This is a genomic window from Nocardia yunnanensis (assembly GCF_003626895.1).
In the GTDB taxonomy this organism is placed as follows: domain Bacteria; phylum Actinomycetota; class Actinomycetes; order Mycobacteriales; family Mycobacteriaceae; genus Nocardia; species Nocardia yunnanensis.
Window position 1 is genome coordinate 5,791,914 of record NZ_CP032568.1, and the last position, 23,722, is coordinate 5,815,635.

A 23,722-nucleotide genomic window follows, 5' to 3' on the forward strand; every position below is an offset into this window, starting at 1 on the left:
GCATTCCACCCCGGGCATCAGTCGCCGAGGCGGACGGTGAGGATATCGCCGCGGCCGGTGGCCACCATCAGGTCGCGCGGGGAGCCCGGGACGGCGGCGACCGCCGCGAGCGGATCGCGGGTCAGCAGGGTGCAGGTCGCGCCGGTGGCGGGGTCGGTGCGCAGCAGGGCGCCGGAAGTGGTTGCGGTGTAGAGGAATTCGCCGGGCCCGACAGCCAGGTCGTCGGCCAGCACGGTGTCGGCGACGGTGCTGCGACGGGACGGGTCGGCGATCGGGATGCGCAGCAGGCGGCCCTGCGGGGTGAGATACACCGTGGTGTACACCGAATCGCCCTGTACCGTCAGGCCGTTGACGCCGAAGGTCTGCGCCTGATCCGACCACGCGGTGTCGAGGCTGCAGTCGGGACGCACCCGCACCACACCGGATCCGGTGTCGGCGATGTAGAGGTTGCCGGCCGCGTCGAAGTCCGCGCCGTTGGCCATCGTCAGTCCGCTGACGAAGACTTCGGGCACCGGCCGGTCCGCGGCGGGATCGAAACGCACCACGCCGCTGTCGTGCCCGCCCGGGACGAAGTTCAGTGAATTGTCGCCGTAGACGACATACAGCAGACGATCGGGCCCGAGCCGAATCGCGCCGGGGGAGGCGACGGGAACGGTGGCGGTGACCCGGCCCGCGCTGTCGTAGCGCTGCACCTCGTTGCGGTAGAGGCGCGCCACCCACAGCTGCCCGTGCGCGTCGTAGCCGAGATTCTCGGCCCAGTCCACGAACGGGATCACCGCGGTGCCGGCGGTGGTCACGGTCACGGCCGGGCAGGAAACCGGTTGGGAGCGCGCGGTTCCCGGCGCGACGGCGCCGAGCGCCACGGCGAGCAGGGCCGCGCCCACCGGGGCGAGACGCGAGGGGCGAGGGCTGACGAGAGGCTGCACCGTCGGATGGTAGGCAGCGCGACCACGCCCTCGCCTGGGTGCGCTACACCCTGGCTGACCCGTCCAGCCGGGCCAGCGCCGCCGCCGTGGGACTGCCCGGCTCGGCGTGATAGACCATCAGACGCTGCCCCGAACCGCCGCGCACATCGAAGGACTCGTAGGTCAGCGACAGCGGCCCCGCCTCGGGATGACGGAACTCCCGCGGTTCGGCGGTGGCGACGCACAATGCGTAGGAATGCCACAGCTCGGCGAATTCGGCACTCGCCCCGAGCAGTTCGCCGACCACCTCCCGCAGCCGCGCGTCCCCCGGGTACAGCGCGCCGGCCTGCCGGAAACCGGCCACCATGGCCTGGCACGTCCAGCGCCAGTCGACACAGAACTCGGGTGCGATCGGGTCCAGGAACGTCATGCGCGCCAGGTTGTCCCGGCGCGCGAACCCCGAGAAGAACGCGTCCGCCGGCGCATTGGCGGCGAGAATGTCCATGGCCGGGTTCAGCACCAGAGCCGGTGCGGCCGGATAGCTTTCGAGCATCCGCCGCAGCGCGGGACCGACCTCCTCGGCCGGACGCGGCTCGCGCGCGGGCGGCATCACCCCGGCCAGCCGGAACATGTGGTCGCGCACGTCCGCGCTCAAACCGAGCACCGCACCCAGCGCTTCGAGCAGCTGCGGTGAGGGCCGGCGTTCACGCCCCTGTTCGAGCCGGGTGTAGTAGTCGGTGTTCATCCGCGCCAGCTCGGCGACCTCCTCCCGCCGCAATCCCGCCACCCGCCGACGACCGTAGGGGACCAGCCCCGCCTCCTCGGGCCGCCGCGCCGCGCGGCACGCGCGCAAGAACTCGCCCAGTTCGTTGCCGGTCATTCCGCGTCCTTGATCGACAGCGGCAGCGGCGGGAACTGATCGGTCGGCGGGTCCACCGGAAGGGGCCGCGGCGGAGTCGGTCGCGCCGGCTGCGGGCGGTGCGAGCGCCGGCGATAGGTGCGGTGCTCCCACCAATTGCGCAGTTGCTCCCAGCGAGTGGCCCGCGCGGGCCAGAACTCCTCGACACTGGCATTGAACTCCGCGCCCAGGATGATCGCGAACCCGAGAAAGAAGGTGAACAGCAGAAAGGCGATCGGGGTCGCGAGCGCGCCGTAGGAGATTCCGGTGCGCGTCACCCACGCCAGATACCGACGCAGCCCCTCACTGGCCGCCATGAAGAACACCCCCGCCACCAGCGCCCCGCCGAAGAGCCGATGCCACGGCAGCGTCCGATGCAACGCCATCTTGTACAAAAACGTCAGCCCGACGATCAGCAGCAGACCCGTCCCCGGGTAGTAGAACGCGTCGATGAGCCGCAGCCCCGGCTCCCGCCACGTATGCGGCAGCACCCGCCCGATGAGCGTCGGCCCCAACGCGATCAACGGCAGCACCAGCACCGCGATGACCAGGAACCCCACGTACAGCAGCAGCGCGAAGATCCGCTGCCAGACCGGATGTCGCGCGGTCGCCTGCCCGTGCGCGGCGGTGATGGCGTCGACGAAGGTGGCCATGGCCGAGGATCCCGCCCACAGCGACAGCACGAACCCCACCGAGATGATGCCGCCGTGCCCGCGCTGCAGCACATCGTTCACCGTCGGCTGCACCAGGCTGTCCACCACGTTCGGGCTGAACGCCTTGCGCGCGAAGCTCAGAATCTTGGCCTGCACGATGGTGACCGTGTTCGGACCGAACCAGTGACCCACATAACCGAGACTGCCCAGCAGACCCAGCAGCAGCGGTGCGAGCGACAGGGTCTGCCAGAACGCGGCCGCGGCGGACTTGGAGAAGATGGCGTCGTCCCACGCCTTGGCCGCGACGTGTACGACGAGTTGCCGAATGCGACCCCAGCGGGTGGCGGCGAGCACGACGGGCGTTCCCGGGACGGGCGCGTCGGCGTGTTGCGGAGATTCGTCGTGCGCGTTCATCGTGGCCTAAGCATCGCCTACCAGCGGTTCGAATGGGACCAGTCCCGCAATGTGTCGTGCGGCACTCGGCGGGGCTGTGTCGGATTGGAAAGCAGTGGGTCGCAATCGCTAATCTCTACCGAGTGACTTCGGGTGGTGGCGGTTCGTTACGTGCATGGCAGCGCAGAGCACTAACCAAGTATCTGACGACCAAGCCACGCGACTTCCTGGCCGTCGCGACGCCGGGCGCCGGTAAGACGACTTTCGCGCTGCGGGTGGCCGCCGAGCTGCTCAACGACCGCACGGTCGATCAGGTGACGGTGGTCGCCCCGACCGAGCACCTCAAGCACCAGTGGGCGGCCTCGGCCGCGCGCAACGGGATTCAGCTGGACTCGAACTTCTCCAACTCGACCGGCTCCACCTCCTCGGACTATCACGGGGTGGTCGTCACCTACGCGCAGATCGCCTCGCACCCGTTCAAGCATCGGGTCCGCACCGAGAACCGCCGCACCCTGGTGATCATGGACGAGATCCACCACGCCGGCGACGCCAAGAGCTGGGGCGAAGCCGTCGAGGAGGCGTTCAGCGACGCCACCCGCCGCCTGCACCTGACCGGTACCCCCTTCCGCAGCGACGACTCCAAGATCCCGTTCATCACCTACGAGGCCGACGAATCCGGTTTCGAGAAGTCGCGCGCCGACCACACCTACGGCTACTCCGAGGCCCTCGCCGACGGCGTCGTGCGGCCAGTGGTCTTCCTCGCCTACTCCGGCGAGGCGCACTGGCGCGACAGCGCGGGCGAGGAATACTCCGCGCGCCTGGGCGAACCGTTGAACGCCGAGCAGACCGCCCGCGCCTGGCGCACCGCCCTGGACCCGGCCGGCGACTGGATGTCGAAGGTGCTGCAGGCGGCCGATACTCGCCTGCGGCAGTTGCGCGCCACCGGCATGCCGGACGCCGGCGGCCTGGTCATCGCCACCGACCAGGACAAGGCCCGCGACTACGCCGAACTGCTCGAACACATTTCGGGCACCAAGCCGACCGTCGTGCTGTCCGACGATCCGGACTCCTCCAAACGCATCGGCGAGTTCAGCGACAACACCGACCCGTGGATGGTCGCGGTGCGCATGGTGTCCGAGGGCGTCGACGTGCCGCGCCTGGCCGTCGGCGTCTACGCCACCTCCGCGTCCACCCCGCTGTATTTCGCGCAGGCCATCGGACGATTCGTGCGTGCCCGCAAGGCCGGTGAGACCGCCAGCGTCTTCCTGCCGTCGGTGCCGGTGCTACTGGATCTGGCCGCGCAGCTGGAATTGCAGCGCGATCACGTCATCGGCAAACCGCACCGCGAGGCCAATTCCCTCGAGGACGAACTGCTCATCGACGCCAACCGGCAGAAGGACGAACCGGGCGAGGAGGAGAAGAAGTTCGTCGCCCTGGCCGCCGACGCCGAACTCGATCAGGTCATCTACGACGGCGACTCCTTCGGCACCGCCACCTTCTCCGGCAGCGACGAGGAGGCCGATTACCTCGGCATCCCCGGCCTGCTCGACGCCGACCAGATGCGGGCGCTGTTGCGCGAGCGGCAAACCCGTCAGCTGGCCGACCGCAGCGCCGCCGTCGCGGCCCCGGCCGGGCCCAGCGTGGAGGCCGCCGCCGAACGGGCGGCCACCGCCGATCGGCTCTCGGAGTTGCGCCGCGAGCTCAACAGCCTGGTCGCCATGCACCACCATCGCACCGGCAAACCCCACGGCGTCATTCACGGCGACCTCCGCCGGGAATGCGGCGGCCCGCCAACGGCACTGGCCACGGCCGATCAGCTGACCGAGCGGATCGCGGCCCTGCGCCGCGTCTGAGATTCGGACCAAACCCTCAGCACACTCCTGGCGAACCTCTGGTCGAGACCATTGCCCTCGACCCGGGAGTGCCTGTGACGCTATGCCGATCGATCGTGCGGATGTTGGTTCGAAGCGGGGGCCTGGCGGTGTTGTGCGCCGCCGGCCTGGCCACGCCCGCCGCGCAGGCCGGCCCGATCTATCCGGCGCCGGATCCCGACGGCTTCTACGCGGCCCCGGCCGATCTGGCCGGCCACGCACCCGGTGAGGTGCTGCGCTCGCGTCCGGTCGGCACGCATCCCTGGCCCGGGGCGACGGTGTGGCAGTTGCTGTTTCGCTCCACCGACTCCCACGGCGGCCCGATCGCGGCGGTCACCACACTCATCACGCCCGGGCCGGGTGCGCGGCCGCTGGTGTCGTATCAGCCGTTCGTCAACTCGCTGGGCACCCGGTGCGCGCCCTCGCATTCGCTGTTCGACGGCGGCATGCAGGAATCCGGGGCCTTGGGGCTGATGCTCGCGCGCGGGTGGGCGGTCGCGGTCCCGGATCATCTGGGACCGACCAGCGCCTACGGCGCGTCCCGGCTGGGCGGGCAGATCACCCTGGACGGTATCCGGGCGGTCGAGGGGTTCGCCCCGGCCGGATTGCAGGGCGCGCCCGTCGGGCTGATCGGGTATTCCGGGGGTGCGATGTCGACCGGATTCGCCGCCGCCCTGGCCCCCGAGTACGCGCCGGAGTTGCCGATCGTCGGTGTCGCGCAAGGCGGTCTGCCGGTCAATCCGGGCAAGGTGGCCCTGCAGATCGGTGATCGGCCGCATCCGCTGTTCGGCCTGGGCTTCGCGGTCGCCATGGGGTTGCAGCGCGAGTACCCGGAGGAGATGCCGCTCGACCGCGCCCTGACGCCCGCCGGATTCGCCCTGCGCGACCAGCTGGCCAATGTCTGCACCGACCAGATCATCACCGCCGGGGCGGGGCATTCGGTCGGTGAATTCTTCACCGCGGGCATGCAATCCGATCCCGTGCTGATCGCGACCATGCACGCCAACGCGCTCGAGACCTTCCCCGGCGTCCCGCGGGCGCCGATCTACCAGTGGCACGGTGGCAACGATCAGGTGCCCCTGGATCAGGCCCTGGCCACCGCGGGCCGCTATTGCGCGGCCGGCACCCCGGTGCTGTTCGACGTCATTCCAGGCGCGGATCACGCGGGGGCGATCGTGCCGGGTGCGATGAAGGCCGCCGGCTATCTGGCCGACCGCTTCGCCGGCCTGCCCGCGCCCGCCAACTGCTGAGGAACTTTCCGCCCGGACCAAACCTGGATCGATGGCGGTCCGAAACCCTCTCGGCGCCTGCCCGATTCGACCGACGCGGTCCCGACGACCGCGCAGACGAGGAGAACTCACCATGAAGAAGTTCCAGTACGCGATCGCCATCGGACTGGCCATGACCGGCGTGATCGCCGGTGTGAGCGGATGTTCGAACGACAAGTCCGAGGCGAAGTCCTCGACCACGTCGATGACCGGCACCAGCACCACCGCGGCGGGCGCGGCCTCCGATCTGGTCGGCCCCGGCTGCAAGGACTACGCGCAGCAGGTGCCCACCGGTGCGGGCTCGGTCAGCGGGATGGCGCAGGACCCGGTGGCGGTGGCGGCCTCGCACAACCCCTTGCTCACCACGCTGGTGGCGGCGGTATCGGGCAAGCTGAACCCGCAGGTCAACCTGGTCGACACCCTCGACGGCGGACAGTTCACCGTCTTCGCGCCGGTCGACTCGGCCTTCGCGAAAATCCCGGCGGCAACGGTGGATTCGCTCAAGACGGATTCGGCGACGCTGAACAAGATCCTCACCTACCACGTGGTCCCGGGCCGCATCGCCCCCGACAAGATCGCCGGCACCCACAAGACGGTCGAGGGCGCGGACGTGACCGTCACCGGCGCGGGCAACGACATCAAGGTCGGCGACGCCGCGGTCGTCTGCGGCGGCGTGCAGACCGCCAACGCGACCGTCTACATGATCGATTCGGTCCTCATGCCGCCCGCCTGACCGCCGCGCGGTTCGGTGGTGAAGCGCTCAGCGGGTGAAATAGCGGGCGGGTGAGACGCCGACCTCGCGGTGGAAGGCGGCGACATACGCGCTCGGCGTGGCGTAGCCGACGCGGCCCGCGATCCGTGCGACGGGCAGCCCCGCGGCCAGCAGCGGCAGCGAGGCGGCCAGTCGCAACTGGGTTCGCCACTGGCCGAAGGTGATTCCCGTTTCCGCGCGGAACCCGCGGGCCAGCGTGCGGGGGCTGGCGGCGACCGCGGCGGCCAGCTCGGCGAGGGTGCGGCGATCGGCGGGATCCGCGCGCAGCCACTCGGCCACCTGCCGGGTGCGCGGATCCCGCGGCGTCGGCGCGCCCAACGGCACGACATCGACCGGATCGAGCAGATCCAACAGCACCGCCTCGGCCCGCTCCCGCGGCGCGGGCGCGGTGGCCGCCGCGGTCAGATGCAGAAACAGTTCGTGCAGCAGTCGTTCGACGCGCAGCATGGTCGGGCCCGCGTAGGTCACCGGGGATCGTGCGGGCGCGAGGTAGATGCCGTGCATGAGCGCACCGTCGAGCGTGCCGGTCCGATGCCGGGTCCCCGCCGGAATCCACAGCGCCCGCGTCGGCGGCAGCACCCAGTGCCCGTGGCCGATCTCCACCGTGAGCACTCCCCGTGCCGCCCAGGCGATTTGATGCTGCGGATGCTCGTGCGCGTCGAACCAGTGCCCGGCGGGCAGGCTCCCCGCCCCGAACACCATGGCGGTCGGACCGTCCGGCGCGGACAGCACCCGCACCGCACCGCCGGGCGGTTGGCTGTTTCGCGACACAATCTGTCACCGTAGTCCGTCGCGGTCACCGCGGCGGCTGCCTAGCGTTCCACCCATGGGAATGAACTACTTTCACCAGCTGCTGTGCCGCTCCAGCCGGTGGGAACGGCACAGCGCCACCAGCATCGTGCCCTGGGCCCTGCGCGGTCTCGACCTCGGCGACCGAGCCCTCGAGGTCGGCCCCGGCTACGGCGCCAATGTCCGCACCCTGCGCGAGCGCGTCCCCGCTCTCACCGGCCTGGAGATCGATCCGGCCCTGGCCGCGCGTCTGCGCGAGCGCCGCGCCGATCAGCTCCGCGTCCTCGAAGGCGACGGCGCCGCGATGCCGTTGCCCGACAACGAATTCAGCGCTGTCGTCTGCTTCACCATGCTGCACCACGTGCCGTCGCCCGCCCGGCAGGACGACCTGTTCGCCGAGGCGCACCGGGTCCTGCGCCCCGGCGGCGTCTTCGCCGGCAGCGACGGCCTGGACCGCCTGTCCTTTCGCCTCATCCACCTCGGCGACACCTGCGTCCCGGTCCCACCGGACACCCTCGCCGACCGCCTCACCCGCGTCGGATTCACCGATATCGACATCGAAACCGGCGCAAGCATGTTCCGCTTCCGCGCCCGCCGCCCCTGAAGGGACTCAGCCGAAATAGGTCACGGGATCGAGGGCGTCGATGGGCGTCCAGCGCGATACCGTGACCGGGACGTCGGAGTCCGTCTCGGGCGTTGCGGCCCGATAACCTTGCAGATCCAATGCCAGCCAAGGATTTTCGTCGATCAATGCGACCACCGCGTAACAGGTGGCCAGCATGTGCAGGCAGCGGGCGTTGCGGGCGCGGCAGGAGCAGTCGGTGCCCGCCAGGATCGGGGCCACCGAGATACCTGCCGCGCCGACGGCGGCGTGCAGCTCGTCGCTCAGGGTGAGGGTGTCGGCGGGAACGATCGCGGAGAGCGCCTCGACGGTCGGCCGGGGCAGCGGCGTGAACTCCAGGTGGGTGACCGAAGCCTCGGTGCCGCGGTGAATGTGGGCGCGCACCACGGTGCCCTCGAGTTCGGTGCGGACGCCGTGGTTGCGGGCGATGCTGCGGGCGCGGGGAAGCAGCGGCTCGGGCTTGGTGACCCGCAGCGGTTCGGCCAGCCGCACGAAGTCCCGCGCCCACGCCGTGTACCCGAATTCGTTGTCGGCCATCTCAATTGCCTCGCTTCCGGCGCAGCAGTTCCATCAGTCGTTCGTCGTCGAGGCGGGCCAGCTCGGCGATGCCCGCCGCGTCGGTGAGATCGGTGAGCGCCGACTTGCGATCGTGCATGCCCGCGATGTGCTCCTCGAGGGTGGTCCCCGAGGTCAGCGTGGTGACGGTGACGGTGCGGGTCTGCCCGATGCGATGCGCGCGATCGGACGCCTGCGCCTCCACCGCCGGATTCCACCAGCGGTCGAAGTGAACGACGTCGGCGGCCCGGGTCAGGGTCAGACCGGTGCCCGCCGCACGCAGGCTCAACACCAGAATCGGCGGGCCGTCCGGGGATTGGAAGTCCGCGACGATGCGCGCCCGTTGCTCGGGATTCAGCCCGCCGTGGAAGAACGGCGCGGCGACCCCGAACGCCTCGGCGCAGTACCGCACCAGCAGCTCACCGGTCTGCCGGTACTGGGTGAAAACCAGTGTGGGCGCGTCGTTGTCGAGATTGCCGGCCAGCAGGTCGGCGCAGACGTCGAATTTCCCGGAGCGCCCGGCCAATTCGCGCACGTCCCCGGTGATGAGCCCCGGGTGATTGCACACCTGCTTGAGCTCGGTGAGCACCGCCAGCACCCGGGTGTGCCGCTGCGCGCCCGCACCGAACCCGGTCGCCTCGGCTCGGTCGAGCAGCTGATCGTAGAGCCGTTCCTGTTCGGCGGTCAGATCGCACACCAGATCGCAGTGGATCTTCGGCGGCAGGTTCGCCGCCACCTGAGACTTGCGCCGCCCCAGCACGATCGGCTCGATGGCGTCGCGCAACCGCGGCACCGTCGCGGCCGACCCCTCGTCGATGGGCCGGACGAACCGCCGCCGAAACTGCGCCCGATGCGTGAATTCCCCCGGCGTGACCAGGTTCAGCAGCGCCCACAGCTCCTCGAGATGGTTTTCCACCGGCGTGCCGGTCAGGGCGATCCGCGCGTCCGCCGTGATCGCCCGCGCCGCCTTCGCCACCTGCGTGCGCGGGTTCTTGAGCACCTGCGCCTCGTCGAAAACCACGGTGCCCCAGCGCCGCCCGGCCAACGCCGCCCCGTGCCCGCGCAGGGTCGGATACCCCGTAACCACGATCGTGCCCGCGTCCGCTGCGGGCGGCGGCCCGCCGCGCCAGGCCACCGCCCGCAGTCCGGGCGCGAACCGTTCGATCTCGTGCGTCCAGTTGCCCACCAGCGAGGTCGGCGACACCACCAATTGCGGTCCGTCCCCGGCCTTCCCGAGCAGGTACCCGATGGCCTGCACGGTCTTGCCCAGCCCCATCTCGTCGGCAAGCACCGCGCCGCCGTGCGCCGCGGTCGTCTCCCGCAGCCAGGTGATGCCGCGCGCCTGATACGGCCGCAGCTCGGCCTTCAATCCGGACCGCAGCTCGGCGGTCAGCATGACGGTGTCGCGCAACGCCCGCAGCGCGCGTCCCGCCGACACCACCGCGGTCCCGGAGGCGTTGGGCACCGCGTGCGCGGCCACCGGCAGCCGCCGCGCCTCGACCTCGGATTCCAGCGCCTGCCGTAAGAGCCGTATCGATTCCCCCGGATTGTCGATAGCCAGAGTGCATAGCCGTTCCGGTTCCACCAGAGCGCATTCCACGTCCGTGACGCCGATGCCGTCGCGGCCGGGCACCGCCAGGGCGAGCGTCTCGACCTCGCCCAGTCCCTTCGGCGCGCTCCGGGGCGCGTGGCCGTCCCAGGTCCAGACGGCGATCATGTGTCGATCCTGCAGGTAGGTGGCTTGTGAGGTAGACGGCACCCAACCGTTGTACCCGGGCGACCGCGCCGCGCGTACATGACGATTCTCGCGTTGCGCACACCGGGATTCGCGTGTCCCAGGCCATAGCTGTGAGCTATCGCACCACGTAGAACCGGTCCGGACACAGCAACAGCGGGCGACCTGTCGGCCGCCCGCTGTCGGGTTTTCTGTTGGGAAGATTCAATTGTCGAGCGGGCTCCCCGAAGGCGTGCGACTCCCGATCGAGTCCCTCCGGGTTGGAGGAGCTGTTAAAGCGCCGGTGCCGACTCCGTGTCGATCACGGCCTCGAGCGCACGAAGACGGTCCATGTGCTCGTTGGCGTGATGCTGGCAGAAGAGCAACTCTCCACCTGCGGGCAGGGTTGCGCGCACGCGCGCAGCCGCCCCGCAGCGGTCGCAACGGTCGACCGCGGTCAGTGGGGTGCTTGTCAGGGTTCCTGGCATGACTCCTCCGTCCTGGCTCCTGGTGCTCGCACACCATTCGCCTGGTGTGGGGGCCCGCGGTCCATTCCGCGAACCTCGCTACCGCTACTTCCCAGCAGTGGCTGATGACTACTCTGTCAGACGTTCGGCGAGAGGTCTTTGTTCCCGTTGAGTTTCCCGTGTGTTTTCAGTAACACGACCTGCGATTTCGCTGAAAGCGAACAGGTCCTGGGAATCGGTCGCGAGGGTGTCTTCACCTCCCGTTCGAACACGCTGATCGAGTTGTCTACCGGGAGACTACCCGCGCCCACCGACGCTCACACTCCGATTGATTCTTGTGGCTGGGACGCCAGCAAACCGTAATCAAGGCGGCTGAATCGGAGACCGGACCGCGACCGGCGTGACCTCGCCACACGCGCCCGCGGGCATACGGGGCCGGGGTATCCATGGGCGGTGAGTTGTTCGCGCAGCGCGAACAACCCGGCCACCCCGGCAGGGGGTGCGACCCCGAAACGACTGTGCGCCGGTCAGAACCAGGCTTCGTCGAGGTCCATCGTGGTGCGGTCGGCCGAGTCGAGCAGGTCGAATTGCGGTGCGGTGCGCGGCAGTTCCCAGCGGAAGAAGTACCGCGCCGCCAGCCGCTTGCCGCGCAGGAAGGCGGTGCGATCGCGACGATGGCCGTCCACGGCGGGCGCGCCGTGCGCGGTCACGGCCTGCTCGAGCCAGATCCAGGCCAGCACCACATGCCCAAACGCTTCGAGGTACACCGCCGAATTGGCCAGTGCCGCCGCCGCATCCCCGTCGCGCCACAGTCCGGCGGTGGTGGCGGTGAGCCGGGTGGCGGCGGCCTCCAGCGCCGCCGCGAATTCCGCGAGCTCGGCGTCGTCGGTGGCGCGGGCCGCGGCGATGGTGGCGGTCATGGTCTCGACCAGCGCGACCAGGGCCGCGCCATTGTCGAGGGTGACCTGGCGGCCCAGCAGATCCAGGCTCTGAATGCCGTGGGTGCCTTCGTGAATCGGGTTGAGCCGGTTGTCGCGGTAGTGCTGTTCCACGTCGTAGTCGCGGGTGTAGCCGGCGCCGCCGTGGATCTGGATGGCCAGATCGTTGGCGGCCAGGCACCACTGGCTCGGCCACGACTTGGCGATCGGGGTCAGGATGCGCAGCAGGGTGGCGGCCCGGGCGCGCTCGGATTCGGTTGCCGCGGTGCGGTGTTCGTCGACCAGCTTGCCGCAGTACAGCGCCAGCGCCACCGCGCCCTCGGCGTAGGACTTCTGGGCCAGCAGCATGCGCCGCACGTCCGGATGCTCGATGAGCGGCACCTGCGCGCCGCCGCGCGCGGTCACCGGGCGGCCCTGCGGGCGGCTGCGCGCGTAGTCCAGGGACTTCAGGTAGCCGGTGTAGCCCAGCGCCGCCGAGGCGAGACCGACACCGATGCGAGCCTCGTTCATCATCGTGAACATCTGCGCCAGACCCTGATTCGGCTCGCCCACCAGATAGCCGACCGCGCCCGGCTCGCCGCCGGGGGTGAAGTGGCCGTCCCCGAAGACGGGTGCGGTGTTGACGGTGCCGCGCCAGCCCATCTTGTGATTGATGCCCGCGAGCACGACGTCGTTGCGCACGGTCGGGCGGCCCTCGGCGTCGGGCAGGAACTTCGGGACGATGAACAGCGAGATGCCGCGGGTGCCCTCCGGTGCGCCGGGAATGCGCGCCAGCACCAGATGGACGATGTTCTCCGACAATTCGTGGTCGCCGCCGGAGATCCACATCTTGTGCCCGAACACGCGATAGGAGCCGTCGGCGGCGGGCACGGCGCGGGTGGTGATGTCGGCGAGGCTGGATCCGGCCTGCGGCTCCGACAGCGCCATGGTGCCGAAGTTGCGGCCCTCCAGCATGGGCCGCACGTAGGCGTCGAGCTGTTCCGGACTGCCGTGCGCGGCAAGCAGATTCGCATTGCCGGTGGTGAGCAGCACGTAGGCGGCGGTGCCGACGTTGGCGGCGTGGAACCACGACATGCACGCGGTGTAGACGGCGTGCGGCAGCTGCATGCCGCCGATCTCGTAATCCATTGCCGCGCCGATCATCCCGGCGTCGGCGAAGGCCCGCAGTGCCTTGCCGACGGCGGGGATGACGGTGACCCGCTCCCCGTCGAAGGTGGGCTCGTGCAGATCGTTCTCGCGATTGTGCGGCGCGAAGTAGGTGGTGGCGAGATCCTGGCTCAGCCGCAGCACCTGATCGAAGGTCTCCCGCGAGTGGTCCGCGAAGCGCTCCCGTCCCGTCAGCGCCTCGACATCGAGCCAGTCGTAGAGCAGGAACTCGAGATCGCGGGCGGACATGATGACGGACGGATTCATGCTTCCTCGCAGGTTCGACGACAACTCGTACCTGTCGGTCTACCAGATCCGTCGCTCAGCGGGTGCGGACGGGGGCGCGGCCGCGATGCAGGCGGCCGAAGTGGCCCGGGGATTGGCCCTTCCAGGTGCGGAAGGCCGAGGCGAAGGCCGATACGCTGGCATAACCGAGCCGGTCGGCGGCCTGTTCGACGGTGAGCCCGGCGATGAGCAGTTCCTCGGCGAGCATGCCGACGGTCTCCAGGCTGAGTTCGCGGAAGGTGGTGCCCTCCTCGGCCAGGCGCCGGCGCAGGGTGCGCACGCTGACGTCCAGGTCGGCGGCGATGCGGGCCTGATCGGCGGAACCGCCGTGGCGGATGAGCAGCTGGCGCACCCGGCCGCTGAGCCCGGAGCGGCTGTGGCGGGATTCCATGAGGTCGGCGCACTGCTGCTCATAAAACCGGGCGGTCGACATATTGGCCTGCGGGAGCGGGGTTTCCAAGGCCGTGGCCTGAAAGGCCATGCGCGACTGCGGAACCGAGAACACCACCTCCTCGACCCCGAACACCGCGCCGAACATCTCGTAGATGGGATGCGCGTCCACGTACAGCTGCACGTGCACGGCCGGAATGCGGATGGGGATGAGGTCCTGCTGGATGGTGGCGATGGCGGCGAGATCGCGCTCCAGCGCGAAACGCCGGATCTCCGGCGGCAGCATGGCGTCGTCGCGCAGCACCCACACCTCCGAACCGTGATCCTCGAGGTAGTGGTGCGCCGCGGTGAACGACAGATCGGCGTAGCGCAGCGCAATGTCCATGGCGTGGCGCAGGTTCGAGCTGCACATCAGGGCGAAACCGAGTACGCCCAGCGACGGCGGATGACAGAGCAGACCGGCCAGTAGACCCATGCCGGGTTCGTCGTCCACGGCCTCGACCACATTGTGCATGAGCGAGAACTCTTGGCCGATGGTGATTTCGGTCGACGGATCGTGCAGGGTGTTTTCCCGGATGCCGGTGCCGCGCAGCACCGTCGACAATGGGATGCCCCGGCCCACCGCGAAATCGGCCAGCAGCGCGGTGCTGGTGATGGAACGAATCTGCGCCAACTCTTCCGTCACTCAGGAAGTCTCGCAAACTTCGGGCGTCCGCATACCCGTTACCGGCCGGTAAGGTGCCTGGTGCGGCCCATATTCGCCGGTTCCTGGCCGATTGCAAGCTGGTCGGCCGAAACCCTCACCCATACGGTGAGATTCATGCGCACCGCGCAACACTCCTCTTCGCAGGTGCCGGATGCCCGAAAGGTCCGCCCGCCCATGCTCACCGTGATCGCACCCGCCGACGGCCGGGTGGTCGACACCGTCGCCACCGAGACGCCCGCCGCGGTGCGGGCGATCGTGGAGCGACTGCGAGACAATGCCGCACTCTGGCACTCGCTCGGGGTGGTCGGTCGGATCCATTGGCTGACGGCGTTCCGAAACTGGTTGCTGGACAACCGGGACGCGCTGACGACGCTGCTGGCGACCGAGACCGGCAAGACGCTGTCGGAGGCCGATGCCGAGTTCGGCCTGGCCCTCGATGCCCTCGACCACTATCGCGCGCACGGCGCGGAATTCCTGGGCGGGCGACACCCGCAGGTCGCCCTGCGTCCGGGGGCGGCCATGCAGCTGGCCGTCGCGCGCCCGGCGGGCGCGGTGGTCGGGGTGATCGGGCCGTGGACGTATCCGCTGGCCCTGGCCCTCTACGACGCGCTGCCCGCGCTGGTGGCGGGGTCGGCGGTGGTGGTGAAGCCGTCCTCGGAGACGCCGCTGACGCTGCGCGCGCTGGCCGCGGGCTGGTCCACGACCGGCGCCCCAGCGGTTTTCGAGACGGTGACCGGACACGACGCCGGACCGGCCGTGCTGGATTGCGTGGACTACGTCCGATTCACCGGCAGCGTGGAGACCGGGAAAGTGGTGGCGCTGCGCGCGGCGTCGCGGCTGATTCCGTGCTGCCTGGACCTCGGCGGCAAGTCCGCAGCGGTCGTTTTGTCCGATGCCGACCTGGATCGGGCCGCCGCCAGCATTGCGCTCGGCGGTCTGGCGAACAATGGGCAAAGCTGCAACTGCGTCGAGCGCATCTATGTCGAAAACTCCGCCTACGACGCGTTTCTCGACCGGCTGGTGGCCGAGGCCGCCGCCTTCGGGCCGATCCTCGGGGACGAGATCGGCACCGGGGTGATGACCTCGGCCGCCCAGGTCGAGCTGGTGCGCGATCAGGTGCGCGACGCACTGCTCAAGGGCGCGACCCTGCGCTGCGGCGGCGCCGGCGCCGCGCACGCCTTCGAACCGACGGTGCTCGCCGACGTCGATCCGACCATGGCGGTGCTCACCCAGCAGACCCTCGGCCCGGTGCTGCCGGTGGCCCGGGTCGCCGACGCGGGGGAGGCGTTCGAACTGGCGCGGCGTTCCCCGGCCGGGCCCTGCCTGAGCGTCTGGACCGCCGACACCACCGCCGCGGCCCGCGCCGTCGGCCGCTTCGCGCCGGTCCCGGTGGGCGTCAACGACATCTCGGTGCACGTGGCCCGGCCGCGGCCGTTCTGAACACCGCCGCCGGCAGGGCCTAGGGTGGACCGGGTGGGAAACGAACAGGACCTGAACCCGGCGACGCTGCTGCACATCTGCTCCCGGCAGGAATGGGAAAACGCCCGCGCCGCAGGCGAATACCGCACACCCGACCTGCCCGAGACCGGCTTCATCCATCTGTCGGCCCCCTACCAGGCCCATCTGCCCGCCAACCGCGTCTTCGCCGGCCGCACCGATCTGGTGCTGCTGCACCTGGATCCGGCCCGCCTGGGCGCACCCGTGAAATGGGAACCCGGCGTTCCCGCCGATCCGGAATCCATGCGCTTCCCGCATCTCTACGGGCCGCTGCCGCTGGCGGCCGTGCGCGCGGTGACCGACTTCCGTCCCGGTCCCGACGGCAGCTTCGCCCCGCTCGAGCAGCACTGACCCCCACCGCGACCGTCGCAGCGGCCCGCACCTCCCCGCAGTTCGGGCGGGTTGTCCTAATCTGGACGGCGTGAACGTCGACGTGACAGCGCTGCCCGGTATCGGTGTGCGGAAGGATTTCGAGGTCAGATCGGGGCGCCGGATCGGGGTGGTGGCCCACCGCGACGGCGGCATCGATCTGATCGTGTCGCAGCGCGACGATCCGGACGCCTGCCTGGCGCAGGTGCCGCTGACACCCGACGAGGCCGCGGTGATGGCGAACCTGCTGGGCGCACCGCAGTTGGTTCAGCAGCTGCGGGAAGAACATTCGGACCTACCCGGGATCACCACCAGGCAGTTGAGCATCAGCGGCAGCTCCCCGTATCGGGGCCGGCGGCTGGGCGAGACCGGGATGCGCACGCGCACCAAGGCGTCCATCGTGGCGATCATGCGGGCCGGTCAGGTGCAACCGTCCCCGGGACCCGATCAGGTACTCGACTCCGGGGACATCCTCGTCGTCGTCGGCACCCCGCACGGGCTGGACGCCGCCGCCCGCATCCTGGTCGACGGTTGAGCCGGTGGATTCGACCGGTCTAGCCCTGTTCGAACTCGGCGCGATCTTGTTCGCGCTCGGCATGCTGGGGCGACTGGCCGCCCGCTTCGGCATGTCGCCGATCCCGCTGTATCTGCTGGGCGGCCTGGCCTTCGGCGACGGCGGCATCGTGCGCATGCAGGCCGCCACCGAATTCGGTCACATCGCCGGTGAGATCGGCGTGGTGCTGCTGCTGTTGCTGCTCGGATTGGAGTACACCGCAGCCGAATTGGTCACCGGCCTGCGCCGCGACTGGCTGGCGGGCCTGCTCGACATCGTCCTCAACGCCACCCCCGGCGTGGTGGTGGCGCTGGCCCTGGGCTGGGGCGCGGTCGGCGCGGTCACCATGGGCGGCGTCACCTACATCTCCTCCTCCGGCATCGTCGCCAAGGTGCTCAACGACCTCGGGCGGCTCGGCAACCGCGAAACCCCGGTCATCCTGTCGATTCTGGTGTTCGAGGATCTCGCGATGGCGGTGTACCTGCCGATCCTGACCATGATGCTGGCCGGATTGAGCTTCGCCAGCGGACTGCGGTCGCTGGCCATCGCGATGGTGGCGATCACCGTGGTGCTGGTGGTGGCGCTGCGCTACGGCCGCTACGTCTCGGCCATCGTCGACAGCGACGACCGGGAAGTGTTCCTGCTCAAGCTGCTCGGCGCGGCGCTGCTGGTCGCGGGCGCGGCCTCGGCGCTCAATGTGTCGGCGGCGGTGGGGGCGTTCCTGCTCGGCATCGCCATCTCCGGATCGACCGCGCACGAGGCGGCCAAACTGCTCGAGCCGCTGCGAGATCTGTTCGCGGCCATCTTCTTCGTGGCCTTCGGGCTCAATACCGACCCGCGGGCGATCCCGCCGGTGCTGGGCTGGGCGATCCTGCTGGCCGTCGTGACCGCGCTGACCAAGATCGCCACCGGCTGGTGGGCGGCCTCGCGGCAGGGCATTCGCCGCATGGGTCGCGCGCGAGCGGGCGCGGCGCTGGTGGCGCGCGGTGAATTCTCCATCGTCATTGCGGGACTGGCGGTTTCGCTGGGCGGCGTGGACGGGCGACTGGCCGCGCTGGCCTCGGCCTACGTGCTAATGATGGCGGTGCTCGGCCCGGTCGCGGCCCGCATCGTGGAGCCCGCCGTCCGGCTCGTGCAACGCGACCGCCGCCGCATCGACCCGGTCCCGGGCTGACTCCGGCTCAGCCTGCGGGGCCGGGTCGGCGGTGGCCTGCCGGATCGCTTCCGCCGCGCTGGAGCGCGCGGCCCGGCGCTGTCGCACCGCGACCAGGCGGTGCGACAACGCCACCCCGATCGCGCCCACCGTGAAACCGATGAGCAGCGCGAAGAAATGGCCGTAATCGGTGAAGGTGCGGCTGTCGTAGACGCCCCACGCGTACCACAGCAGCATGCACAACGCCCACAGCCAGCGGGCCGGGCCGCGCAGCCGGAAGGTGAGCGCGGCCAGCATGGCCGAGATCCCGTAGCTGGGGCCGACATCCGCCGCGAACGCCACCCGGGTCGCGATCACATGCTTGTCGATCTTGTGGGCGATGCCGACCACCGTGATCAGCGTCGCCCCGACATGACCGATGGCCACCACCAGAATCCAGCGCAGCGACCCCAGCCACCGTTCGGCCAGCGCCATCAGCGTGATCAGGATCAGAATGTCGCCCCACGGAAAGCCGCCGTCGGTCCAGAACGCGGAGGCCACCAGCACCTGGACCGGATCCTTCTGCATATTGCGCAGATTCGTGGACGCCGAGAAGATCAGTCGCCGGCCCACCAGATCGCTGGCCCCGCGCAGCGTCCACCAGGTGACGAACAGCGTGAAGGCATAGGCGATACAGGCCGGGGTGGCGGCGAGCAGATCCCGGTAGGCCTGGACGGCGCGCCGCAGCCGCTGCGGCCGCTGCCACCAGACCCGCAGCGCCCGCGCCTGCTCGCCGAGATCGACGGTGCGCAGCCAGGGCGGCTGATAGGTGCCCAATGCCATGTCCTCGATGGTATCCCGAGGTCGCCGACCGCCCCGGCGCGCGCCGGGCCGGACCGCGGTTCGGCACGCGTAACGCGCATTAATGCCAAGGGAAAACGGCGGTTACGCCGCAGCAACATGGGTCCGGACGATCGGTGAGGTGATCTACCACCAGCGTCTGGGCGGCGCCACCCACACCTTCGACGGTCTGGTCGACCTGCTGGCCAAGGCCACGCCGCGCCGCAGCGGCGACGAACTCGCCGGGTGCGCCGCGCGATCCGACGCCGAACGGGCGGCCGCGCAGTGGGCGCTGGCGGACGTGCCGCTGGACACCTTCCTCACCGAGCCGGTGGTGCCCTACGAGACCGACGAGGTCACGCGGCTGATCTTCGACAGCCACGATCGCCTTGCCTACCAGGCTGTTTCGCATCTCACCGTGGGCGGGCTGCGGGACTGGCTGCTGGCGGTGGCCGCCGCCCCGGACGCCGCGGAAACCTTGGCCGCCGTCGCGCCGGGGCTGACGCCCGAAATGGTCGCGGCCGTCAGCAAACTCATGCGCAATCAGGATCTGATCGCGGTCGCGCACGCGGTGCGGGTGCGGACCGGATTCCGCACCAGTATCGGGCTGCCCGGCACGCTGGCCACCCGGTTGCAACCCAACCACCCCACCGACGATCCGCGCGGCATCGCCGCGGCCGTGCTCGACGGGCTGCTGCTGGGCTGCGGGGACGCGGTCATCGGCATCAATCCGGCCACCGACTCGCCGCGCGCCACCGCGGAGCTGCTGAGCCTGCTCGACGAGGTGCGGCAGCGCTTCCACATCCCGACCCAGTCGTGCGTGCTCTCGCATGTCACCACCACCCTCGGGTTGATCGAGGCGGGGGCGCCGGTGGATCTGGTGTTCCAGTCCATCGCGGGCACCGAGGGCGCGAATTCCGGCTTCGGCGTGAACATCTCGCTGCTGCGGGAGGCCAACGAGGCCGGGCGGTCGCTACGCCGCGGCGGCGTCGGCGACAATGTCATGTACCTGGAAACCGGTCAGGGATCGGCGCTTTCGGCGGGCGCGCACCTGGGGACCGGCGGCCGGCCCGTGGACCAGCAGACCCTCGAGGCGCGCGCCTACGCCGTCGCGCGGGATCTGGACCCGCTGCTGATCAATACCGTCGTCGGCTTCATCGGGCCCGAATACCTCTACGACGGCAAGCAGATCATTCGCGCCGGCCTCGAGGACCACTTCTGCGGCAAGCTGCTGGGCCTGCCCATGGGCGTCGACGTCTGCTACACCAACCACGCCGAGGCCGACCAGGACGATATGGACACCCTGCTCACCCTGCTGGCCGCCGCGGGCTGCCCGTTCGTGATCGCGGTCCCCGGCGCCGACGACGTCATGCTCGGCTATCAGTCCCTCGCGTATCACGACGCGCTCTACGCCCGGAAGGTGCTGAACCTGCGTCCCGCACCGGAATTCGCGGCGTGGCTCGACTCGCTCGGCATGTTGAGCGCCGAAGGCCGGGTCCTGCCGATCGCACCCCTCGCCTCGCCGCTGCGGTCACTGGCCGCCAAGGGCGCGGCGTGAGCGGCCCGAGAACGGAAGGGACACAGCGCATGAGCGAATCGCGATTCGGGCGTCCGGATGATGTTGCGGTACAGGAGTTCTGGGACGGTCTGCGGCGAACCACCCAGGCGCGCATCGGACTCGGGCGCGCCGGTGATGCGCTGCCCACCCGGGACGTCCTGGAAATCCGGGCCGCGCACGCCGCCGCCCGCGACGCCGTGCACACCCCGCTCGACGTCGCCGCGCTGGCCGCCGAGGCGGCCGCCCTTGGCCTGGGCGACCCGATCCACGTGCGCAGCCTGGCGGGCGACCGCTCCGAATACCTCCGCCGCCCCGACCTCGGGCGGCTGCCGGGCGCCGTCACCCCCTGCGCACCCGCCCGGCCGGAACCCGTGCCGGCGACTCGCGCACGCACCATCTGGTCGGGCGCCGACACGGCAGCGGGTGCCTCGGTGCCGCACAGCGGCGCGGACGTGGGATTCGTGCTGGCCGACGGTCTTTCCCCGCGCGCCCTGGCCGATCACGGCGTCCCGATGCTCGCCGCGCTGGCGGCGGCGATGGGGGAGCGCTACACCCTGGCGCCGCCGGTGATCGCCACCCAGGCACGGGTGGCGCTGGGTGACCATATCGGCGCGGCGCTGGGCGTCACCACGGTCCTGGTCCTCATAGGCGAACGTCCCGGGCTCTCGGTCGCCGACAGCCTCGGCATCTACCTCACCCACCGCCCACGGCCCGGCCGCACCGACGCCGAACGCAACTGCATCTCCAACATCCACCCGCCCGAGGGCCTCACCTACGCACGCGCCGCGCAGATCGCGACTGGTCTGCTCGACGGCGCTCGGCGCCTCGGCCGTTCGGGCGTCGAACTCAAGGACACCTCTCCCGCGGCGCCCGCCGTCGCAGCTGCGGTGACGAGCGCGCCACTGATTCTCGACGCGCACTCGCGTCCGCCGGACCGCGCCCGTCAGGTCCATCCGCCGCTGGCCCTGGACCTGGCAAACCCCGACTGAACCCCGGGCGGCCCGCGTCGCTAACGTCAGGTCTCGACAGTCGAGCCGATCATCGCGGGAGCCGGGCGAGAGGGTGTGGCGGGGTATGCGGGTGTGGCGGGTAGCGGTGACGGCGGCCGCGGCGGCGGTGCTGGCGGCGCTGGCGGGATTCGTCGCGTACACGCTGGGCCGTGCGCGCCGCGCACCCGACGCCGGCGCGGACGTCGTGGTCGTGCTCGGGTGCAAGCTCCGCCACGGTACCGTCGCGCCGATGCTGACCCGCCGGCTCGACCGGGCACTCGAGGTGTATCGCGGCGAACGCGAGCGAGGTGGCGCGCCGCTGCTGGTGGTCTCCGGCGGGCAGGGCGGCGGCGGCCCGGTCGCCGAGGCGGACGCCATGGCGGATTACCTGCTGGCACACGGGGTTCCGGAGCAGGCCATCGTGCGGGAGAAGAACTCCCGCAACACCGAGGAGAATCTGCGCTGCACCACCGCCGAGCTGCGGCGGCGCGGCCTGGACCCGGACACGCTCCAAATGACGGTCGTGACCAGTGACTTTCACGTATTGCGGACCGCCGGGCTGGCCCGCACCCTCGAGGTGCGGGCGGAGGTGACCGGGGCCCGCACCACCCGCCTGCTGCTGCGCAAGTCGTTCGCGCGCGAATTCGCCGCCCTGCTGGCAACTCCCGCGCTCTCCCTGCTCCGCCGCGCCGACCCGCCGCCTTGCCGCTGACGGCCGCCCTGCCGCTGACGGCCAGCCTGCCGCTGACCGCAGCCCTGCCGTTGACCGCCGCCGGACCCGAGTCGCTCAGACGCCGGTGCCGCGCAGATCCAGGCGGCGCATGACCCGATCCACCACGTCCGGCGGCACACCCGGTTCGCGCCGGGCCGCCAGGGCTTCGGTGCGGCCGGCCTCGAGCACGTCGTTGGTGATGGCCCGCATCTTCTTGGTCCACGCCAGGCCGCGATCGGTGTGCAGGCGGGCATTGCTGTCGGCCGCCTCCGGATCCGCTTGGGCGAGACGGCGTTCGAAGCCTTGGCGCAGTCGCTCGTACACCTCGTCGGGGAGGTGGTCGGTCTGGGAGATCTCCTTCAGACGCGCGAGTTCGGCTCGCAGCACCCGGTCCCACAGCTGGCGTTCGAGCGCGCGTTCCGCGCCGGTGTCGGCGCGCACCCCGGTGGCCCGCACCACCGCGGGCAGGGTCGGGCCCTGCAGCAGCAGCGTGAACAACACCACCGCGATGGCCGTGAACAGGATCTGGGTGCGCCCGGGAAACGGTTTGCCGTCGTCGGTGGTGAACGGCACGGCCAAGGCCAGCGCCACGGTCGCCACCCCGCGCATGCCCGCCCACCAGGTGACCACCGTCTCGCGCCAGGTGTAGGGCTCGTCCTTGTCGCGGCTGCGCCACCAGGCCCGAAACAGCGTGGTCGTGGTCAGCAGCCAGATCAGCCGCAAGCCCACCACCACCGCGATGACCACCAGCGCCCCGCCCACATAGCGTGGCCAGTCCGGTCCGGCGTCCCGCAGCACCGTGCTCAGCTCCAACCCGATCAGCCCGAAAGCGAAACCGGTGACCAGCATTTCGGTGATCTCCCAGAACGAGTCGCCCACCAGCCGGTAGTCGCTGTCGCTGAAATCCGTTGCGGCGTCGGTGAGATACATCGAGCACACCAGCACCGCCAGCACCGCCGACCCGCCGCGCGATTCGGCGAACCCGTAGGCCGCGAACGGCAGCAGCAGACCCAGCGCGACCCGCCACGGCGCTTCCTCGAGCCGCCGCATGAGTTTGCTTCCGGCCCAGCCCAATACCAGCCCGACCCCCGTCCCGACCAGCGCCGACAGCGCGAAGTCGCCGAGCGCGCCCCACGCCGAGAACTTCCCGGTGACCACGGCCTCGATGGCCACGGAGTACAGCACGATCGCGGTCACATCGTTGAACAGGCCCTCACCCTCGAGCAGCGCCACCAGCCGCCGGGGCAGTCCCAGCTTGCCCGCCAGCGCCGATACCGCCACCGGATCCGGGGGCGCGACCAGCGCGCCCAGCGCGACCGCCGCCCCGATCGGCACGCTCGGATACCAGAGGTGGAAGGCCCATGCCACGGCCGCGGTGGTGACGATGACCAGCACCACCGCCCGCAGGCTGATGGCGGCCCAGTTCTCGGCGAACTGCCGCCAGGAGGTGCGTCGCGCGGCCGCGTACAGCAGCGGCGGAAGCACCAGCGGCAGGATGAGTTCGGGGTCGATCCGAATATCGGGGACGGCTGGGATGAGGGCCAGTACCACCCCGAACGCGGTCATGAGCACCGCCGGGGCCTGGCCGAGCCGCCGTCCGAGCGGCTGGGCCAGGATGGTCGCGAACAGGACCGCGAAGATCAGTTCCAGCTGGTGGTGCGCCACGGCAGTCAGTTTGCTGGCGATGAACCGGAAAGTCG

22 protein-coding genes are annotated in these 23,722 nt (G+C 70.5%); 11 read left to right on the forward strand and 11 right to left on the reverse strand.

Translation table 11 applies throughout. From position 1 onward, the window contains the following. Positions 1–17: 17 nt before the first annotated feature. The 3 genes from D7D52_RS27370 to D7D52_RS27380 are packed head-to-tail and all read right to left on the reverse strand — an operon-like array spanning position 18 to position 2,870. A complete protein-coding gene (locus D7D52_RS27370; protein ID WP_162958579.1) occupies positions 18–926 on the reverse strand; it encodes an SMP-30/gluconolactonase/LRE family protein in 909 nt (302 codons plus the stop codon). A gap of 43 nt (positions 927–969) precedes the next feature. Further along, positions 970–1,785 carry a helix-turn-helix transcriptional regulator gene (locus D7D52_RS27375; RefSeq protein WP_120740879.1) on the reverse strand — a complete coding sequence of 272 codons (816 nt, stop codon included), beginning with the start codon at positions 1,783–1,785 and terminating at the stop codon, positions 970–972. Further along, positions 1,782–2,870, reverse strand: coding sequence for a YihY/virulence factor BrkB family protein (locus D7D52_RS27380; RefSeq protein ID WP_120740881.1), 1,089 nt, complete (start codon positions 2,868–2,870; stop codon positions 1,782–1,784). Before D7D52_RS27380 ends, D7D52_RS27375 begins: the two co-directional genes overlap by 4 nt. 122 nt (positions 2,871–2,992) lie before the next feature. Here D7D52_RS27380 and D7D52_RS27385 point away from each other — a divergent pair, with 122 nt between their 5' ends. The 3 genes from D7D52_RS27385 (at position 2,993) to D7D52_RS27395 (ending at position 6,721) form a co-directional block, all read left to right on the forward strand. After that, positions 2,993–4,702 carry a DEAD/DEAH box helicase gene (locus D7D52_RS27385; protein WP_246023327.1) on the forward strand — a complete coding sequence of 570 codons (1,710 nt, stop codon included), beginning with the start codon at positions 2,993–2,995 and terminating at the stop codon, positions 4,700–4,702. Positions 4,703–4,803: 101 nt separating this feature from the next. Beyond that, positions 4,804–5,970 (forward strand): lipase family protein, encoded by a 1,167-nt coding sequence (locus D7D52_RS27390; RefSeq protein ID WP_120740885.1) that lies wholly within the window; start codon positions 4,804–4,806, stop codon positions 5,968–5,970. A gap of 112 nt (positions 5,971–6,082) precedes the next feature. Continuing rightward, the gene (locus tag D7D52_RS27395) at positions 6,083–6,721 is read left to right on the forward strand and encodes a fasciclin domain-containing protein (protein WP_120740887.1); all 639 of its coding nucleotides are present in this window, start codon (positions 6,083–6,085) and stop codon (positions 6,719–6,721) included. Between the two features lie 27 nt (positions 6,722–6,748). Here the strand turns inward: D7D52_RS27395 and D7D52_RS27400 are convergent, their stop codons facing one another. Further along, on the reverse strand, positions 6,749–7,531 hold the full coding sequence (locus tag D7D52_RS27400; protein WP_246023328.1) for an AraC family transcriptional regulator: 783 nt from the start codon (positions 7,529–7,531) through the stop codon (positions 6,749–6,751). 55 nt (positions 7,532–7,586) lie between these two features. Here D7D52_RS27400 and D7D52_RS27405 point away from each other — a divergent pair, with 55 nt between their 5' ends. Then, positions 7,587–8,153: a class I SAM-dependent methyltransferase gene (locus D7D52_RS27405; RefSeq protein WP_162958580.1), complete on the forward strand. Its 567-nt coding sequence runs from the start codon at positions 7,587–7,589 to the stop codon at positions 8,151–8,153. Between the two features lie 6 nt (positions 8,154–8,159). Here D7D52_RS27405 and D7D52_RS27410 read toward each other — a convergent pair whose 3' ends face one another. The 5 genes from D7D52_RS27410 to D7D52_RS27430 all read right to left on the reverse strand — a co-directional run bounded on the left by D7D52_RS27410 (position 8,160) and on the right by D7D52_RS27430 (position 14,351). Continuing rightward, on the reverse strand, positions 8,160–8,708 hold the full coding sequence (locus D7D52_RS27410) for a hypothetical protein (protein ID WP_120740889.1): 549 nt from the start codon (positions 8,706–8,708) through the stop codon (positions 8,160–8,162). Between the two features lies 1 nt (position 8,709). Further along, positions 8,710–10,443 (reverse strand): DEAD/DEAH box helicase, encoded by a 1,734-nt coding sequence (locus tag D7D52_RS27415; protein WP_120740891.1) that lies wholly within the window; start codon positions 10,441–10,443, stop codon positions 8,710–8,712. Between the two features lie 290 nt (positions 10,444–10,733). Next, complete coding sequence (locus D7D52_RS39490; protein ID WP_040809921.1) at positions 10,734–10,928, reverse strand: DUF7455 domain-containing protein; 195 nt, start codon at positions 10,926–10,928, stop codon at positions 10,734–10,736. Positions 10,929–11,434: 506 nt separating this feature from the next. Then, on the reverse strand, positions 11,435–13,258 hold the full coding sequence (locus D7D52_RS27425; RefSeq protein WP_120740893.1) for an acyl-CoA dehydrogenase: 1,824 nt from the start codon (positions 13,256–13,258) through the stop codon (positions 11,435–11,437). Positions 13,259–13,313: 55 nt separating this feature from the next. Next, positions 13,314–14,351 (reverse strand): AraC family transcriptional regulator, encoded by a 1,038-nt coding sequence (locus D7D52_RS27430; RefSeq protein WP_120740895.1) that lies wholly within the window; start codon positions 14,349–14,351, stop codon positions 13,314–13,316. A gap of 135 nt (positions 14,352–14,486) precedes the next feature. On the opposite strand from D7D52_RS27430, the gene D7D52_RS27435 reads away from it, so the two are divergent. From D7D52_RS27435 to D7D52_RS27450, 4 genes are all read left to right on the forward strand, one after another. Next, positions 14,487–15,812, forward strand: a complete 1,326-nt coding sequence (locus D7D52_RS27435) for an aldehyde dehydrogenase family protein (protein ID WP_120740897.1) — start codon at positions 14,487–14,489, stop codon at positions 15,810–15,812. A 24-nt stretch (positions 15,813–15,836) separates the two neighbouring features. Beyond that, on the forward strand, positions 15,837–16,220 hold the full coding sequence (locus D7D52_RS27440) for a DUF952 domain-containing protein (protein WP_425464570.1): 384 nt from the start codon (positions 15,837–15,839) through the stop codon (positions 16,218–16,220). Between the two features lie 70 nt (positions 16,221–16,290). Then, on the forward strand, positions 16,291–16,773 hold the full coding sequence (locus tag D7D52_RS27445) for a cation:proton antiporter regulatory subunit (protein ID WP_120740899.1): 483 nt from the start codon (positions 16,291–16,293) through the stop codon (positions 16,771–16,773). Between the two features lie 4 nt (positions 16,774–16,777). After that, complete coding sequence (locus tag D7D52_RS27450; RefSeq protein ID WP_120740901.1) at positions 16,778–17,965, forward strand: cation:proton antiporter; 1,188 nt, start codon at positions 16,778–16,780, stop codon at positions 17,963–17,965. Here the strand turns inward: D7D52_RS27450 and D7D52_RS27455 are convergent. Further along, a complete protein-coding gene (locus tag D7D52_RS27455) occupies positions 17,864–18,766 on the reverse strand; it encodes a rhomboid-like protein (RefSeq protein WP_187703045.1) in 903 nt (300 codons plus the stop codon). The genes D7D52_RS27450 and D7D52_RS27455 overlap by 102 nt on opposite strands. A gap of 82 nt (positions 18,767–18,848) precedes the next feature. On the opposite strand from D7D52_RS27455, the gene D7D52_RS27460 reads away from it, so the two are divergent. From D7D52_RS27460 to D7D52_RS27470, 3 genes are all read left to right on the forward strand, one after another. Then, positions 18,849–20,321: an ethanolamine ammonia-lyase subunit EutB gene (locus tag D7D52_RS27460; protein ID WP_120740903.1), complete on the forward strand. Its 1,473-nt coding sequence runs from the start codon at positions 18,849–18,851 to the stop codon at positions 20,319–20,321. Between the two features lie 29 nt (positions 20,322–20,350). Beyond that, positions 20,351–21,310, forward strand: a complete 960-nt coding sequence (locus D7D52_RS27465; protein WP_120740905.1) for an ethanolamine ammonia-lyase subunit EutC — start codon at positions 20,351–20,353, stop codon at positions 21,308–21,310. An 85-nt stretch (positions 21,311–21,395) separates the two neighbouring features. Further along, a complete protein-coding gene (locus D7D52_RS27470) occupies positions 21,396–22,022 on the forward strand; it encodes a YdcF family protein (protein ID WP_120740907.1) in 627 nt (208 codons plus the stop codon). Positions 22,023–22,097: 75 nt separating this feature from the next. Here the strand turns inward: D7D52_RS27470 and D7D52_RS27475 are convergent, their stop codons facing one another. After that, entirely contained in the window at positions 22,098–23,687 is a 1,590-nt protein-coding gene (locus D7D52_RS27475) for a Na+/H+ antiporter (RefSeq protein WP_246023334.1), read from the reverse strand. Positions 23,688–23,722 lie beyond the last annotated feature (35 nt).

Excerpts from the sequence above, each read along its gene's own strand:
- D7D52_RS27375 (WP_120740879.1), bottom strand. The coding sequence starts at position 1,785 with ATGACCGGCAACGAACTGGGCGAGTTCTTGCGCGCGTGCCGCGCGGCG.
- D7D52_RS27470 (WP_120740907.1), top strand. The coding sequence starts at position 21,396 with ATGCGGGTGTGGCGGGTAGCGGTGACGGCGGCCGCGGCGGCGGTGCTG.
- D7D52_RS27410 (WP_120740889.1), bottom strand. The coding sequence starts at position 8,708 with ATGGCCGACAACGAATTCGGGTACACGGCGTGGGCGCGGGACTTCGTG.
- D7D52_RS27415 (WP_120740891.1), bottom strand. The coding sequence starts at position 10,443 with ATGATCGCCGTCTGGACCTGGGACGGCCACGCGCCCCGGAGCGCGCCG.
- D7D52_RS27405 (WP_162958580.1), top strand. The coding sequence starts at position 7,587 with ATGGGAATGAACTACTTTCACCAGCTGCTGTGCCGCTCCAGCCGGTGG.
- D7D52_RS27395 (WP_120740887.1), top strand. The coding sequence starts at position 6,083 with ATGAAGAAGTTCCAGTACGCGATCGCCATCGGACTGGCCATGACCGGC.
- D7D52_RS39490 (WP_040809921.1), bottom strand. The coding sequence starts at position 10,928 with ATGCCAGGAACCCTGACAAGCACCCCACTGACCGCGGTCGACCGTTGC.
- D7D52_RS27435 (WP_120740897.1), top strand. The coding sequence starts at position 14,487 with ATGCGCACCGCGCAACACTCCTCTTCGCAGGTGCCGGATGCCCGAAAG.
- D7D52_RS27460 (WP_120740903.1), top strand. The coding sequence starts at position 18,849 with ATGCCAAGGGAAAACGGCGGTTACGCCGCAGCAACATGGGTCCGGACG.
- D7D52_RS27390 (WP_120740885.1), top strand. The coding sequence starts at position 4,804 with ATGTTGGTTCGAAGCGGGGGCCTGGCGGTGTTGTGCGCCGCCGGCCTG.
- D7D52_RS27425 (WP_120740893.1), bottom strand. The coding sequence starts at position 13,258 with ATGAATCCGTCCGTCATCATGTCCGCCCGCGATCTCGAGTTCCTGCTC.
- D7D52_RS27380 (WP_120740881.1), bottom strand. The coding sequence starts at position 2,870 with ATGAACGCGCACGACGAATCTCCGCAACACGCCGACGCGCCCGTCCCG.
- D7D52_RS27455 (WP_187703045.1), bottom strand. The coding sequence starts at position 18,766 with ATGGCATTGGGCACCTATCAGCCGCCCTGGCTGCGCACCGTCGATCTC.
- D7D52_RS27465 (WP_120740905.1), top strand. The coding sequence starts at position 20,351 with ATGAGCGAATCGCGATTCGGGCGTCCGGATGATGTTGCGGTACAGGAG.